Source organism: Massilia sp. GCM10023247 (assembly GCF_042653325.1).
Taxonomy (GTDB): Bacteria; Pseudomonadota; Gammaproteobacteria; order Burkholderiales; family Burkholderiaceae_D; genus Telluria.
In genome coordinates this window covers 545587-560825 of record NZ_JBHSIB010000011.1, presented here as the reverse complement: position 1 = coordinate 560825, position 15239 = coordinate 545587, and the positions used below count along the sequence as shown (strand labels likewise).

Below are 15239 nucleotides of genomic sequence, written 5' to 3'. Positions count from 1 at the left end.
CGAATGGTGTTGTTAAGTGGCGGCGCGCGGGGCGAGCCCGAACTCCTGCCGGATGGCGTCGCTGTGCTCGCCCAGGATGGGCGCCGCGCGCGTGAGCGGCCCACGCTCGCCGTCGAGCAGCACCGGGCGCTGGATGCCGACCATGCTGCCGTGCTCCGGATGCTCGAACGCATAAAAGGTGTCCGACTGCCGCACCTGCGGGTCCTGCATTACCTCCGGCACCGTGTAGACCGGCGCCGAGGGCACGTCGTGGGCGGCGAGCCGCTCGCACCAGTAGCCGCGCTCGCGGGTGCGGAAGGTCTTGGCCGCCTCCTCGTACAGCGCGCCGTAATGGCGGGTGCGCAGTTCCGGGCTCGCAAAGCGTTCGTCGGCCAGCAGCTCCGGGCGCCCGATCACGGCAACGAAGGCCTGCCAGAATTTCTCGACCGAGGACAGGTGCACCGTCAACAGGCGCCCGTCCGCGCACGGGAAGGCATACGATTGCGAGATCGCGACCCGGGTTTGCGGCCGCGGCGTCACGCCCAGGCGCGTGTACTGCGCAAATCCCTCGGGCGAAAAGGCGATCGAGGCTTCCAGCATGTTGACTTCGACCCGCGCGCCCGCGCCGCTGCGCTCGCGCCGCATCAGCGCGCCCAGCATGCCGTAGGCGGCGTACATGCCGGTGATGTTGTCCGAAATCGTCGGGCCGTTCATGGACGGCTGCTCCGGGTCGAGCATCAGGCCGGCCAGCCCGGACAGGCCGAGGGCGACGGCGTCGTAGCAGGGCCGGTCGCGGTAAGGGCCTTCGCTGCCGAAGCCGGTGATCGAACACCAGACCAGGCGCGGGTTGAGCGCCTTCAGGCTGGCCTCGGTCAGTCCGAGGCGCGCCATCACGCCGGGCCGGTAGTTTTCCAGCAGCACGTCGGCGCGCGCCAGCAGCGCCAGCAGGTCCGCCTTGCCGGCCGCGTCCTGCAGGTCGAGCTGGATGCTTTCCTTGTTGCGGTTGTAGGAGGCGAAATGCGGGCTGTAGAGCTTGCCGGCATGGCGGCGGAACGGGTCGCCGCCGTTCGGGTGCTCGACCTTGATGACGCGGGCGCCGAGGTCGGCCAGCATCATGCCCGCCAGCGGCGCGGTCAGCACCGTGCCCAGTTCGATGACGAGGATCCCGTCGAGGGCATTCTTCATGTGCGGCTCCATCAGCTGTAGTGTTTCAGGATCTGGCGCGCGAGCGTGGTGCGCAGCACCTCGGTCGGGCCCTCGGTGATGCGGTAGCTGCGCAGGTCGCGCCAGAAGCGCTCGATCGGCGTGTCCTGGGTCAGGCCCATGCCGCCGTGCAGCTGCATGCAGGTGTCGGTGATGCGGAACCCCGCTTCGACCCCGAAGGTCTTGATCATGAAGGTTTCCATTTTCGCGTCGACACCGGCATCGTTCTTGCGCGCCGCGTCGTAGACCAGCAGGCGGGTGCAGTACAGGTCGGTGAAGGCGTCGGCGATCATCCACTGCACGCCCTGGCGGTTGGCGAGCGTGTCGCCGAAGGTGGAGCGCTGGTGCACGTATTCGGCGGTGAGCGCCAGGCAGCGCTCGGCGGCGCCCAGCGCATGCGCGCCCTGGCGCACCCGCCCGTAATTGATATAGCCCTGGGCCAGCGCGAAGCCGCGCCCTTCCTCGCCGACCAGGTTCGCCAGCGGCACCTCGACGTCCTCGAAGCTGATCTCGCAGGGCGCGTCGCCCATCAGGGTCTTTTCGGAGGTGGCCAGCTGCACGCCGGGCGCGTCCATGTCGACGATGAAGCAGGAGACGCCGCCGCGGGTGCCCTTTTCCGGATCGGTGATCGCCATCACGATGGCAAAATCGGCAACCGCGGCGCGCGTGATGTAGCGTTTCACCCCGGTCAGGCGGTAGCCGGTCTCGGTGCGCACGGCCCGCATGCGCATCATCGACGGGTCGGAGCCGGCGTCCGGCTCGGTCTGGGCGAAGCAGGAGCGCTTGGTCCCGTCGAGCACCGGCTGCAGGTAGCGCGCGCGCTGCTCTTCGTTCAGGCCGAGCAGGATCGGGCCGACCATCGGGCCGAACAGGCCGTGGTCGCGCACCCAGGAAGCGACGGTGCTGCGCCCGACCTCTTCCCAGAAGACGGCGAGCGCCAGCAGCGGCAGGCCCTGGCCGCCGAATTCTTCGGGCACGTCCATCAGCCAGAAGCCGGCTTTTTTCGCGCGCTCGCGCACTTCGGCCGCCAGTTCGGCCGGCAGCATGCCGTTCGCGCCGAGCTTGTGTTCGTGGGGGATCAGTTCGCGTTCGACGAATCGGCGGATCGAATCGCGAAACTGCAGCAGCTCCTCGGGGAGCGAATCATAGGGGGTCAGGTCGAGCATGAGAATAGGTCGCGAATGGGTGGGTCGGCTCAGGCCGCGGCTTCCTGGCCCGGCTGCTTGGGCAAGGCGGTGGCTTCGCGCAGCGAGCGCCAGGCCTTGGTCGGCTGGCCGGCCTCGATCAGCTCCAGCTCGCGGAAGAAGAGTTTACGCAGGGTGACGATGCCGAGGTCGGAGCGGCCGAGGATCTCGTCCTCGCGCGCGGTGATGCGCGCCTGGCCGCGAATCGACAGGTAGTCCTGGGCGGCGGTCAGGCCGACGAAGGTGTCTTCCGGATTGTTCCACTCGCGCGAGGCGAACAGTTCGTCGTGGTGCTCGGCCGGGTCGTACTTGCCGTATTTGGCGAAGTAGTCGGTGAAGCGCTGGCGCGCTTCTTCGCTGGCGCCAGGCTGCTGGCCGTAGATCATGAAGCGAGTCGTGTTCTGCTCGTCGTTCGGGATCATCCACACGAAGACGTCGATCCACGGATCGTCCGGGGTCAAGCCGGGCACCGTCACATGGTTATTGTTGGGGAAGGTCCAGTCGCTCACGCGCACGTTGGTCTCCGAGCGCTTCGCGGTCTGGCGGATGCCGGCCGCGGTTTCCTCGTAGGACAGCTCGGGGATGGCGCCGGTCACGGCCGCTCCGAAAGGGCCGACGGTGAGCGCCATGTGGACGAAGCTCACGTGCACGGCGTCGAGCGAGTTTTCGACCTGCTGGAACCAGTTGTTGTCCCAGCGTTCGCGGCCATTCGCGACCAGGGTGCCTTCGCGCTCCAACTGGAGTTTACGCGGCAGGTCGAATTCCGGCGCCTCGCCTTCGCCCATGTAGGCGAAGACCAGGCCCATGTACTCGCGCACCGGATAGGCCGGGATCTGCGTGCGCGGCATGCCGGTGTTGGCTTCGGCCGGACGCTTGACGCAGGCGCCCTTGCCGTCGAACTGCCAGCCGTGATAGATGCAGCGGATCTCTTCGCCGACCACCCATCCCGTATGCAGCAGCGTGCGGCGGTGGGCGCAGCGCCCGCCGACCAGGTGCAGCGCGCCGCTCTCGCCGCGGTACAGGGTCAGTTCCTCGCCCATGATCAAGAGCGGAATCGCGCCGCCGGCCTTGACGCTGTCGGCGAGGGCCACCGGCTGCCAGAATTTGCGCAGCAGGCGTCCCATCGGTTTGCAGCGGCTGCACTCGGTCAGTTGTTTGAATTGCTGGGCGCGCTCTTCGCGCCGCTGGTCCTGGATCGTGTTCATGTTTGTCTCCGTGTTCATGTCAGCTGCGGTCGATCGGTTCGCCGAGCAGCTCGGTCAGCAGTTCCTGCTCTTCGCCATAGCGGGTCACCCTGGTGGCGCGCGCGTAGTCCTTGATGTCGCGCGGATCGTGCTTGCCCGGGGTCCAGGTCGGGTATTTGTGGCGCAGGCCGGCGTCGACCGCGAGGTCGGCACCGGTCATGCAGATCGACTCGTCGGACGCGAGGAAGACCGTGGCCCAGGCCATGTCGGCCGCGCGCGGGAAGCGCCGCAGCGGCAGCTGGTCCAGGTATTCCTGGCGCGAGTAGAAGCCGCGGCGCTCCGGCTGGACCCAGTCCGGATCGAACATCTCGTCCTTCATCGTGGTCCACAGCTGGTGCTCCATCGAGCAGGGCGTGACGGTGTTGACGCGGATGCCGTGGTGCGCTAGGTCCATCGCCGCCGAACGGGCAAAATTGAGCAGGCCGGCCTTCGCCGCGCAGTAGGAAGCGCCGTCGGCCTCGCCGAAATGGGCGGCGGTCGAGAGCAGGTGGATGATGCTGCCGCGCGCGCCGCAGGCGAGCATGGCGCGCGCCCCGTGCTGGGTGGTCAGGAGGCCCGCGGTGGCAAAGCTGGCGACCGAATCGTTCCAGTCCTCGTGCTGCATGCCGAGCACGTCGTCCCAGTGCACGCGGCCGGCCATGTTCACCACGATGTCGAGGCGGCCGTAGTGTTCGACGGTGGCCGCGACGATGCGCGCCACGTCGGCATCGCTGCGGGCGTCGCCCGCCTGGGCCATCGCTTCCCAGCCGCGCTCGCGGATGAAGGCGACGGTCTCGTCGGCGGCGGCTTGCCTGATGTCGCTGACGCAAACCCGGGCGCCTTCGCGGGCCAGGAAATGGGCGATGGTGCCGCCGATGTTCGGCCCCGCGCCGAATACGATCGCTACTTTGTTCTTGAGTCTGTCCATGGTGTTCAGTTCGTCTCCGGTTCTTCGGGCAGCAGTTCCCTGCTGTCAACGTAGAGCATTGTTAGCCCTCGCCTGAAGCGATACAAGACGAATACCTTCAAAGCTAATATGCAAAAACCGCATGAATTGGGTAGACCGCCGGCGGCCGGCGCTACACGCCGAAAGCTGCTTAAAGTTCTTGAATTGTGATTCTAGAGCGGTTAATCTAAACCGCAACAGCCGCCGCCACGAACGCGGCGCGACCCTCTTCATGACGAGACAGTGAGACCTTATGCAAGCCCCTACCCCAGCAAGGCAAATCGACGGCACCCGTTTTCGCGAGGTGCTCGGCAGCTACCCGACCGGCGTCGCCATCGTCACCTGCATCGACGAGCACGGCGTGCCGGCCGCGATGGTGATCGGCTCCTTCACCTCGGTCTCGCTCGAGCCGCCGCTGATCGCCTACCTGCCGATGAAGACCTCGCGCACCTTTGCCCGGATGCGCGGCGCCGCCAGCTTCTGCGTGAACATCCTGGCCGCCGACCAGGAAGCCGTGTGCCAGCACTTCGCCTCCCCGCTCGAGGACAAGTTCGCCGGCCTGGCCTGGCACCCCAGCCCGGCCGGCAACCCGGTGCTCGACGGGGTCGTGGCCTGGATCGACTGCGACTACGCGAGCGTCACCGAGGCGGGCGACCACTACATCGTGCTGGGCGGGGTGCTCGACATGCAGCTCGAGCGCGATACCGCGCCGCTGCTGTTCTTCCAGCGGGGATACGGGCGCTTTTCGCCGGGTTCGCTGGTGGCCGCGGCCGAGCGTGAAACCATCGAGGCGGTACGCCTGGCCGAGATCGGCCGCACCGAGATGGAGGCCGTGGCGCACGAGCTGAACGCCGAGTGCAGCCTGGTGGCGGCGGTCGGTGGCGATGTCGTGTATGTGGCGGTGGAGAACAGCTCGCCGCACTGGCGCCTGCGCAGCCGGCTCGGTTTCCGCGTGCCCTGCGCCCCGCCGCTGGGCCCCCTGTTCGTCGGCCATCCGGGCGCGCCGCCCGAGTCCGAATGGCTCAAGCGCCTCGGCCGCGCCGACCAGGAGACCCTGGACCGCTCGCTGGCCCAGCTCGAACGGGTGCGCCGCCGCGGCTGGTCGATCTCTCTGCGCGGCAAGGACGACGGCGAGGCCATGGACGAGCTGGTCGCCCTGTATTCGAACCCGCACCGCACCCCGGGCCAGGAGCGCCGCCTGCTGGCGGCCGCCAAGGAGCGCGCCGAACTGCACGAGCCGGAGGACCTGCAGGACGACCAGAGCTACGATGTGCTGCATCTGTCGGTCCCGGTGCGCAATGCGGCGGGCGAGGTGCTGCTGGTGCTGCGCCTGAGCGCCCTGCCCTGCGGGACGCGCCTGCCCGAGATCTGCCGCTGGCTGGCGCGCCTGCAGCAGGCCGCGGCCAGCCTGGAAGAACGCTTCGCCGGCCGCCAGCTGCTGCGCGCCTGAGCCCGACGGCATGGCATGGCGGGCGCGGATGTACACTGGCGCCTTTGTGCGTGCCACCAACCACGATTGCTGAACCAGTATGGAAATTAGCCAGATCCGCCATTTCGTGCGCATCGCCGAAACCGGCAGTTATATCAAGGCAGCGGACCTGCTCAACATCGGCCAGTCGACCCTGAGCCGCCAGGTGCGCGCGCTCGAGGTCGAGCTGCGCGCCAGCCTGTTCTACCGCCACGGCCGCGGCGTGCTGCTGACCGAGGCCGGCAAGAAGTTCCTCGAATACGCGCGCGGCGTGCTGCACCTGATGGACGCGGCCGCGATCGCGGTGCGCGATTCCGAGTCGTCCTACTCGGGCCAGCTGGCGATCGGCATGGCGCCGAGCATCGGGCGCGCCTGCATCCCGGTGCTGCTGCCGCAGCTGACCCAACTCTTTCCGCGGGCCGCGATCAGCGTCGTCGAAGGCCTGTCCGGCACCCTGTACGACGCGGTCCTGCTCGGCCAGCTGGACCTGGCCCTGCTGTACAACCCGGCCGCCTCGCCCAACATCAAGATCACCCCGATCGTGTCGGAACCCCTGTACCTGATCGGCCCCGCGCCGGTCGGCCTTGATCCGGACTGCGTCACCCTGGCCGAAGTGGCGGCCCTGCCGCTGATCCTGCCGCACGGGAACCACTCGGTGCGGGTCGCGGTCGAATCGGCCGCCGCCCGCCTCGGCCTGGGCGTCAACGTGCGCCTGCAGGTCGACGCCTCCCACTCGACCATGGAACTGGTGGCCCAGGGCATGGGGTATTCGATCATGCCGCGCCTGGTCGAGCGCGAGGCGCACCTGCCGCCCCTGTGCTGGCAGAAGATCGCATCGCCCGCCCTGGAAACCACGCTCAGCATGGTGCTGCCGGCCCAGCAGCCGAGCAACCCCCTGGTGGTGGCCGCGGCCGAGGTGGTGCGGACCGGCCTGGGCAGCCTGCTGGGCGGCGCCCCGGCGCCGGCGCCGCTCAGCTGACCCGTAACTCGGCCGCCGGCGCCGCCCGGCAGGCCGGCCCCGGAGCGGCGCGCAGCGCGTCCAGGTGCAGGCTCACCACGTGCTCGCCCATGGCAACCAGGTCGAACGAGGCCGGCGCCAGCAGCCAGGCCCGCACCAGCCCGTCGATGATCGCCCACAGGCCGAAAGCGGCGGCGCGCGGCTCGACATCCGGCCGCGCCTGGCCGCCGGCGGCGGCCAGCCTGATGCGGCTCTCGGCGGCGGCCATCCAGCGCTCCGCCACCTGGGCACAGCGCATGCGCACCGAGCTCATTTCGTCGACGAATTCGATTTTCAGGGTCGCGATCTCGAACACGGCGCGCGCTTGCGGGTCGTCCTGGGTCAGCCGGAACACCTGGCCGGCATAGCCGGCCAGGGTGCCGAGCGGGTCGCGCCCGCAGGGTTCTTCCAGCAGGCGCATGGCCGACTCGAGCGGCGTCGCGGCGCGCTGCATCATGGCGTCGAACAGCGCCGCCTTGTCCTCGAAATGCCAGTACACGGCGCCGCGCGTCACCCCTGCGCGTTCGGCGATATGGTAGAGCGTCGTGCGCGACACGCCCTGGCTCAGGAACAGCAGCGCGGCGCTGTCGAGGATGGCGTCGCGCGTCGCCTGCGCTTCAGCCTTGGTGCGGCGCGCCATCGTCCCCTCCACGATCAAGCCGCTCAGCCATGGCGGATCCCCTGGCGCGCCGGCGCCTGCCGTGCCGCTGCCGGGCGGCGCAGGCCCGCGGATCCGGGCCGCGCGCCGACGTCGAGCCAGCAGGCCAGGGCCGGCAGCAGGAACACGGCGCCGAGCAGGTTCACGAGGAACATGAAGGCCAGCAGGATGCCCATGTCGGCCTGGAATTTCAGGGCCGAGAAGGCCCAGGTGCCGACCCCGAGCGACATCGTGATCCCGGTGAACACGGCGGCCGTCCCGCGCTGGCGCATGGCTTCGTAGAAGGCCAGGCGCAACGAGGCGTTGCGGTGCGCGATCTCGTGCTGCATGCGTTCGTACAGGTAGATGCCGTAGTCGACCCCGACGCCGACGCCCAGCGCGATCACAGGCAGCGTCGACACCTTGAGGCCGATCCCGAGCAGCGCCATCAGCGCGTTGCACAAGATCGAGACCAGCATCAGCGGCACGATGATGCAGACCACGGCCTTCCAGGAGCGGAAGCTGAGCCAGCACAGCAAGGCGATGGCGCCGAAGATCGCGCCCAGCATCTGGACTTCGGCGCGCTCGACGGCCTCGTTGGTGGCGATCGCGATGCCGGCATTGCCGCCGGCCAGGCGGAAACGTACCTGCGGGGTGCGGTCGGCGGCGATGAACTTGCGGATTTCGCCGACCACGTGCTTGAGGGTCGCGTCCTGGTGGTCCTTCAGGTAGACCGTCAGGTGGATCGAGCCGCAGCCTTCGGTGTTGAGCCCGAGCTCGGGGTTGGCGACGCGGGCGCCGGTGCGCAGGGCGGCCTCGCTGCGCTGCAGCGTGGCCCAGCGCGGATTGGCCTCGTTGTTGGCGGCAATCGCCAGCTTGGCCAGGCCCGCCACGGTCGTCACCGAGCGCACGCCCTCGATGCCGCGCACGAAGAAGTCGAAGCGGTCGACCGCGTTCATGACCGGCCAGCGCAGGCAGGCCTCCTCCATGCCCTGCGTTTCGAGGTAGACCGAGAGCGTGTCCATCCCGATCGAGTAATTGCGCACGATCTGCTCGTTGTCCCGGTTGTAGCGCGAGTCGGCGCGCAGTTCCGGCACGCCGGCCCCGATGTCGCCGGTCTGCAGGTGGCGCGAATACACGGTGCCGGCGGCGAGCAGCAGCAGCGACCCGGCCAGGGTCCAGAGGGCGACGCGCGGCTCGGCGCAGGCGGAGACCGCCCACCAGCCGCGGTGGCGCGCGCCCTGTGCCGCCTGTGCCGCCGCCGTGGCCAGCCTGGCCGGCGCCGGACGCAGCCAGGACAGCACGATCGGCAGCAGCATCTTGTTGGTGGCGATCATCAGGAGCACGCCCAGGCAGGCGGTAACCCCCAGCTCGTGCACGATCGGGATATCGATCAGCATGATCACCATGAAGCCCAGCGCATTCGTCAGCAGGGCCAACGAGCCCGGGATGGCCAGCTTGCGGAAGGCGTACTCGGCGGCGCGCTCCGGCGCCTGGCCGGCCAGCACTTCCTGCTTCCAGGCGTTGGTCATCTGCACCGCGTGCGAGACGCCGATCGAGAAGATCAGGAAGGGCACCAGGATCGACATCGGGTCGATCCCGAGGCCGATCAGGGGCAACAGGCCGAGCAGCCACACCACCGGCAGCAGCGCCACCAGCAAGGCCACCACGGTGAGGCTCTTCGAGCGGGCGTACAGCCACAGCAGCAAGGCGGTGACGGCAAAGGCGATGGCGAAGAAGGAGACCACCGTCACCAGGCCGTCCATCACGTCGCCGACCACCTTGGAAAAGCCGATGATCTGGATGTCGACCTGCTCGCCCGAATACTTGGCGCGGATCTGCTCGAGCTTGCGCGCCACTTCGCGGTAGTCGAGCTTCTCGCCGGTCTGGGGATCGGTCTCGAGCAGGTCGGCCTGGACCAGCGCCGACTTCAGGTCGTTGGCGACCAGGCGCCCGACCACGCCCGACTTGGCGATGTTCGAGCGCACCTGGCGCAGTCCCTCGGCATCGGCGACGAAATGCGAGGGCACCACGACCTCGCCGACGAAGCCGTCCTCGGTGACCTCGATGTAGCGCACGTTCGCGGTGAACAGCGAGAACACGTGGCCGCGGCTCACGCCGGGCGTGAAGAACACGTCGTCGGTGACGCCCTGCAGGGTCTTGAGGAAGGCCGGGTTATAGATGTCGCCCTGGCCCTTCCAGCGCACGCTCACAAGCACCCGGTTGGCGCCGGAATACACGTTGGCGTACTGCTGGAAGGCGGCCATGTACTCGTGCTTGTGCGGAATCAGCTTGTTGAAGCCGGGGTCGAGATGGGTGCGCGTGGCCGACAGCCCGAGGCCGATCGTGACCAGCACGAACAGGAAGGCCAGCGGCTTGCGCCAGCGGATCAGGGCCGAGGCGATGCGCGCGACCGTGGTATCGAGACGGGAAACGGGGGGCAGCGTGCTCATTTCGACCTTCCTGGAGTGGATTGCGCGACCAGGGCCGCGGTGCCGGCACTGGCCGGCGGATGGCTGCGCATGCCCGCGTCGCTGGCAAGCATCCAGCGTCCGTCGGGCAGCAGGGCGATGTCGGTGAACGTCGCGCGCCCGCCGGACACGGCGACCCGGAAGCTGCGTCCGTCGTCGCGGCTTTCGAGCACGGTCCCGCCCTGCCCTGCCAGCAGCAGGCGGCCGTCCGGCGCCACCGCATGGCCGAAAGTCGAGACCGGCGCCGGGACGCTGGCCTGCGCCCAGGTGCGGCCGTCGTCGGCGCTCCTGAACACGTTGCCGCGCATGCCGTACACGACCCAGGTCGACTGCCCGAGGCGCGCCGCGCCATAGAACGAGCCCTTGTAGAACGGCGCCACGGCCTCCCAGCCGGCGCCGCCGTCGGCCGAGCGCAGCACCAGGCCGCGTTCGCCCACGATCAGCCAGTGGCGGCCGTCGGCGGATCCGGCGATCCGGTTCAGGTGGCGGTCCTCCACGCCCTCGAGGGCCAGGCGGCGCCAGCTCTTGCCGTCGTCGTCCGAGGCGAGCGCGCGGCCGAAGGCGCCGACCGCGATCCAGCGTCCGGGCGCGAGGCTGGCCACGCCCATCAGCGGCTCGCCGTTTTCCTGGTCGAAGGCCTGCTCGCGCCAGCGCTGTCCGCCGTCCTCGCTGCGCAGGATCCAGCCCTCGTGGCCGACCGCGATGCCGGTCGGGCTGCCGGCCGGGTTGCCGCTCGTGCCTGCAGAGAAGGCGATCTGGGTGATCATGGCCTGGCGCTGGGCCGAGAGCGCGGCCGGGCGCCAGTGGCGGCCCCGGTCGGCGCTGAGCATGAGCTGGCCGAACTCGCCGCCGGCGACGTGGCCGGCGCGCGCGGCGGCGATGCTGTTCACGTGCATGCGGTCGATCGGTCTTGCCGTATCGGTGGTGGGGCGCACGGCGCGCGGCGAAAAGGCGTAGGCCGCAGCAGCCATGACGACTGCCGCAACGGCGACCCCAACTGGCGTTCGCATGGTTTGTCTCCTTTTTTATTGCCGCGGCTTCAAATGGCGCGGCTTGATGCGATTCTTGACTTTTGGGGGGAAATAACATCGTCCGAAAGGGTTAAGCGTGCGCCGGCATCGAGCTTCGCTTAATCCTTTTGGACGATGGCGCGGCTTGGCCGGCTGGCAAAATGGAATGGCTGAAAAGGCGATGCGTTCCCGTTTCCGGGGAAATCCACGATACGGACAGTGAAGGAAGCAGATGGGACTCAAAGGACAGGCAGCCGTCGTCGGCGCCGCACAATACAAACCAGAAAAATACGCCACCGCGCCGCGCATGTTCCACCTCGAACAGGTCGCCGACCTGGCCGGACAGGCGCTGCAGGACGCCGGCCTCGAGCTGCAGGACATCGACGGCCTGGTGGTGCAAGGGCCGCAGTTCCACGAGGCCAGCATGTTCGTGCCCGCGATGGTCGGGGAGTACCTCGGGCTCCAGCTCGACTTCGCCGAGGTGATCGACCTGGGCGGCGCCAGCGGCGTCGGCATGCTCTGGCGCGCCGCCGCGGCGATCGAGCTTGGCATGTGCAACACGGTGCTGTGCGTGATTCCGGCGCGCCTGGCGCCGGTCGGCACCCAGGACGACCACGCGCTGCAGGTGATGAAGGCCTCGCGCTTCGGCGGCCACAGCACCCACTTCGGGGCGCCCGAGGCGGAGATGGATCTCCCCTACGGCCACATGGCGCAAAACACCGGCTACGCGATGATCGCCCAGCGCTACGCGGCCGTCCACGGCTATGACGCCGCCGCGCTGGCGCGCATCGCCGTCGACCAGCGCTTCAACGCCTGCCACAACCCGCAAGCCCTGTTCCACGGCCAGCCGATCACGGTCGAGGACGTGCTGGCTTCGCGGATGGTGGCCGAACCGCTGCGCATGCTCGAGATCGTCATGCCGGTGGCCGGCGGCGCCGCCGTCATCGTCACCCGCGACGACATCGCGCGCCGCTGCCGGCACCGTCCGGTGCACATCGTCGGCTGCGGCGAGCACGTGCAGTCGAAATCCCCGACCTATGCGCGCGACATGCTGGCCACACCGATCGGCCCGGCTTCGCGCAAGGCCTTCGCGATGGCCGGCGTGCGCCCGGCGGACGTTCACATGGCCCAGGTCTACGACTGCTACACGATCACCGTGATGCTCACGCTCGAAGACGCCGGCTTCTGCGAAAAGGGCCGCGGCATACAGTTCCTGCGCGAGCACGACTTCACTTTCAAGGGAGACTTCCCAATGAACACCCATGGCGGACAACTCAGCTTCGGCCAGACCGGCACCGCCGGCGGCATGACCCAGGTGATCGAGGCCCTGCACCAGGTGCAGGGCCGCGCGGGCGCGCGCCAATTGGCACGCCACGACCTGGCCTACGTCTCGGGCACCGGCGGCGTGATGAGCGAACAGGGCGCCTTGATCCTGCGCGGAGCGTGAACATGGACTGGAACAAACCCTTGCCCCAGCCGACGCCGATGTCGGCACCCTTCTGGGACGGCCTCAAGGAGCACCAGGTGCGCCTGCAGCAGTGCGGCGCCTGTTCGCACTGGATCTTCTTCCCGCGCGCGCACTGCCCGCGCTGCGCCTCGACCGACTTGAGCTGGCGCCCGATCGACGGCACCGGCGTGGTCTATACCTATACCGTGGCGCGCGTGCCGACCCTGCCCGAGTTCGCCGACGAGATGCCGCAGATCCTGGCCGTCGTCGAGTTCGACGAAGGTCCGCGCCTGAACACCACCCTGGTCGGCGTCGCCGAGACCGAGCTGCGGGTCGGGATGCGCGTACGTCCCGTGTTCGACGAGCGTCCGGGTACGGCAACCCTGCTGCGCTTCACGCCCGAAGGCTCGGCGCACCCGGGCGTGATCGCGGCCGGCGCGGCGAGCCAGGATGCAGAACCCGCGCCGCAGCCGGACGCCACTCCGCGGCGCCAGGTCTCGTGCAAGGACCTCGATGCGATGGCAGCGCTGGTCTCGACCGAGTTCTCGGCGTGGTCGAATACCTTCACCGTCACCCAGGAGCTGATCGACCAGTTCGCGGCACTGTCGGGCGACGACTACTGGATCCACACCGACCCGGTCAAGGCGCGCGCGCAAAGCCCCTTCGGCGGCACCATCGCCCACGGCGCCCTGGTCCAGGTCCTGATCAGCCGCCTGGTGCTGCCGATGGACTTCGAGATCACCGGTTTCAACAACATGGTGAACTATGGGTCCGACCGCCTGCGCTTCGCCACCCCGGTGCCGGCCGGCGCGCGCATCCACGCGCGCTACCGCGTCAAGTCCGTGGAACGGGTCAAGAGCGGGGTCCAGCTGACGATGGAGATCAACATCCACGTGGTCGGCCAGGACCGCCCCTCGGTCGTCAACGACCTCGTCATCCTCTACATGTAAGCAGCCGGCCCGGATCGCCCGCCCAAGGCGATCCTGGCTGACCCCTCGTCCAGCCACCCTCTTTATCGACAGGAACGCGCACCGTGACCCAGCCTACTCCACCCGATGCACCCGACGCACCCGACCACCAACGCCGCCGCCTGCTCGCGGGCGGCACCCTGGCCGCCGGCGCGGCCCTGCTGCCCGCGTTCGCGCGTGCGGCGAAGTCAGCCCCTGGCGGCGCCATCAGCGCCGCCGACTACTTGGCGCTCGACGCCAGCGCCATGGCCGAGGCGGTACGGCGGCGCCAGCTCAGCGCTTCGGAGCTGATGGCGGCCGCGATCGCGCGCTGCGATGCGGTCAACCCCGCCGTGAATGCCGTCGTCATGCGTCACGACGAGCGCGCGCGTGCCCGGCTGGCGGCGGGCGCCGGCAGCAAAGGCGCCCTGGCCGGCGTGCCGATGCTGATCAAGGACCTGCAAACCCACGTGGCCGGCACCGTCACGACGAACGGCAGCCGGCTGTTCCGCGATGCCCCGCCCTCGAAACGCAGCAGCACCATCGTCGAACGCTACGAAGCGGCCGGCTCCGTCGTGTTCGGCAAGACCGCGTCGCCCGAATTCGGCATGACCACCACCACGGAATCGCGCCAGTGGGGCCAGACCCGCAACCCGTGGAACCTGAAATACAGCGTCGGCGGCTCGTCCGGCGGCGCGGCCGCCGCGGTGGCGGCCGGCATCGTTCCGGCCGCCCACGCCACCGACGGCGGCGGCTCGATCCGGATCCCCGCCTCGTACTGCGGCCTGTTCGGCCTGAAGCCGAGCCGTTACCGCACCCCGGCAGGGCCGCATCGCTTCGAGGGCTGGTTCGGCGCCAGCGTCGGCCACGTGGTATCGCGCAGCGTGCGCGATTCGGCGCTGCTGCTCGACGTCAGCCAGGGCCATGAAGCGGGCAGTCCGTACTGGAGCGCGCCGCTCGAACGGCCCTTCGTCGCCGAACTCAAGCGCGCGCCCGGCAAGCTGCGGGTCGCCCTGGTAGACCAGTCGCTGACCGGCACGCCGCTCGATCCGCAGATCCGCCGCACCCTCGACGACACCGTGCGCCTGCTCCTCGGGCTGGGCCACGACATCGAAGCCGAGCGCTTCGGCCTCGATGCCGGCCAGTTGTTCGGCGCGCACGGCGCGGCGGTGAGCGCGGCCCTGGTCACCACCGTCCGCGACCGCGAAAAAGAGCTCGGCCGCGCCTTCGTTGCCGACGAACTGGAGATGGTCACGCAGCACGTGCTGCGCAACGGAACCGGCGTCACCGGCGAAGCGCTGTACCGCGCCCGCCAGGGCTTCGAGAACGTCACGATGGGGATGGAGAGCCTGCTGGCGAAATACGATGTGATCCTGTCGCCGGTCACCGCCACCCTCACCCCGGTCCTGGGCGCACTGTCGCTCGACCAGCCCTACGAAACCTACGCGCGCGCCGCGATGGGCAGCGCGGCCTTCACCATCCCGGCCAATGTCGGCGGCCAGCCGTCGATGTCGGTGCCGCTCGGCTGGAGCGACGAAGGCCTGCCGATCGGCATGATGTTCACCGCACGGCTGGGCGCCGAAGGCCTGTTGTTCCGCCTTGCCGCCCAGCTCGAGCGCGAGCGTCCATGGGAGCGCCGGCGCGCCCCGCTGGCCTGACAGCGCAGTTGCGGCGCTTCCTCCGGAGGCGCCGCGCCTTCCTCGCTTACGTCCCCATCGTCCCCGCCC

The 15239-nt window shown here is 69.2% G+C and carries 12 protein-coding genes; 5 read left to right on the top strand and 7 right to left on the bottom strand.

The window, feature by feature from the left end; genetic code table 11:
* Nucleotides 1-12: 12 nt before the first annotated feature.
* Genes ACFPAH_RS12840 through ACFPAH_RS12825 form a run of 4 tightly spaced genes read right to left on the bottom strand, consistent with a single transcriptional unit; the run spans nucleotide 13 to nucleotide 4517 of the window.
* A complete protein-coding gene (locus ACFPAH_RS12840) occupies nucleotides 13-1164 on the bottom strand; it encodes a CaiB/BaiF CoA transferase family protein (RefSeq protein WP_379745688.1) in 1152 nt (383 codons plus the stop codon).
* An 11-nt stretch (nucleotides 1165-1175) separates the two neighbouring features.
* Nucleotides 1176-2348 carry an acyl-CoA dehydrogenase family protein gene (locus ACFPAH_RS12835; protein WP_379745685.1) on the bottom strand — a complete coding sequence of 391 codons (1173 nt, stop codon included), beginning with the start codon at nucleotides 2346-2348 and terminating at the stop codon, nucleotides 1176-1178.
* A 29-nt stretch (nucleotides 2349-2377) separates the two neighbouring features.
* Nucleotides 2378-3571: a Rieske 2Fe-2S domain-containing protein gene (locus ACFPAH_RS12830; protein ID WP_379745682.1), complete on the bottom strand. Its 1194-nt coding sequence runs from the start codon at nucleotides 3569-3571 to the stop codon at nucleotides 2378-2380.
* Nucleotides 3572-3590: 19 nt separating this feature from the next.
* A complete protein-coding gene (locus ACFPAH_RS12825) occupies nucleotides 3591-4517 on the bottom strand; it encodes an SDR family NAD(P)-dependent oxidoreductase (protein WP_379745679.1) in 927 nt (308 codons plus the stop codon).
* A 271-nt stretch (nucleotides 4518-4788) separates the two neighbouring features.
* Between ACFPAH_RS12825 and ACFPAH_RS12820 the strand changes: the two genes are divergently transcribed.
* Nucleotides 4789-5985 carry a flavin reductase gene (locus ACFPAH_RS12820; protein ID WP_379745676.1) on the top strand — a complete coding sequence of 399 codons (1197 nt, stop codon included), beginning with the start codon at nucleotides 4789-4791 and terminating at the stop codon, nucleotides 5983-5985.
* A 79-nt stretch (nucleotides 5986-6064) separates the two neighbouring features.
* A complete protein-coding gene (locus ACFPAH_RS12815) occupies nucleotides 6065-6982 on the top strand; it encodes a LysR family transcriptional regulator (protein ID WP_379745673.1) in 918 nt (305 codons plus the stop codon).
* Here the strand turns inward: ACFPAH_RS12815 and ACFPAH_RS12810 are convergent.
* Genes ACFPAH_RS12810 through ACFPAH_RS12800 form a run of 3 tightly spaced genes read right to left on the bottom strand, consistent with a single transcriptional unit; the run spans nucleotide 6975 to nucleotide 11118 of the window.
* On the bottom strand, nucleotides 6975-7640 hold the full coding sequence (locus ACFPAH_RS12810; RefSeq protein WP_379745670.1) for a TetR family transcriptional regulator: 666 nt from the start codon (nucleotides 7638-7640) through the stop codon (nucleotides 6975-6977). The two genes, ACFPAH_RS12815 and ACFPAH_RS12810, sit on opposite strands and share 8 nt — an antisense overlap.
* 23 nt (nucleotides 7641-7663) lie before the next feature.
* On the bottom strand, nucleotides 7664-10090 hold the full coding sequence (locus tag ACFPAH_RS12805; RefSeq protein WP_379745667.1) for an efflux RND transporter permease subunit: 2427 nt from the start codon (nucleotides 10088-10090) through the stop codon (nucleotides 7664-7666).
* The gene (locus tag ACFPAH_RS12800) at nucleotides 10087-11118 is read right to left on the bottom strand and encodes a WD40/YVTN/BNR-like repeat-containing protein (protein ID WP_379745664.1); all 1032 of its coding nucleotides are present in this window, start codon (nucleotides 11116-11118) and stop codon (nucleotides 10087-10089) included. The genes ACFPAH_RS12805 and ACFPAH_RS12800 overlap by 4 nt, the downstream gene beginning before the upstream one ends.
* A gap of 232 nt (nucleotides 11119-11350) precedes the next feature.
* On the opposite strand from ACFPAH_RS12800, the gene ACFPAH_RS12795 reads away from it, so the two are divergent.
* The 3 genes from ACFPAH_RS12795 to ACFPAH_RS12785 all read left to right on the top strand — a co-directional run bounded on the left by ACFPAH_RS12795 (nucleotide 11351) and on the right by ACFPAH_RS12785 (nucleotide 15170).
* Nucleotides 11351-12565 carry a thiolase family protein gene (locus ACFPAH_RS12795; protein WP_379745661.1) on the top strand — a complete coding sequence of 405 codons (1215 nt, stop codon included), beginning with the start codon at nucleotides 11351-11353 and terminating at the stop codon, nucleotides 12563-12565.
* A 2-nt stretch (nucleotides 12566-12567) separates the two neighbouring features.
* Nucleotides 12568-13515: an OB-fold domain-containing protein gene (locus ACFPAH_RS12790; protein WP_379745658.1), complete on the top strand. Its 948-nt coding sequence runs from the start codon at nucleotides 12568-12570 to the stop codon at nucleotides 13513-13515.
* A gap of 83 nt (nucleotides 13516-13598) precedes the next feature.
* Nucleotides 13599-15170 carry an amidase gene (locus ACFPAH_RS12785; RefSeq protein ID WP_379745655.1) on the top strand — a complete coding sequence of 524 codons (1572 nt, stop codon included), beginning with the start codon at nucleotides 13599-13601 and terminating at the stop codon, nucleotides 15168-15170.
* The last annotated feature ends 69 nt before the right edge of the window (nucleotides 15171-15239 follow it).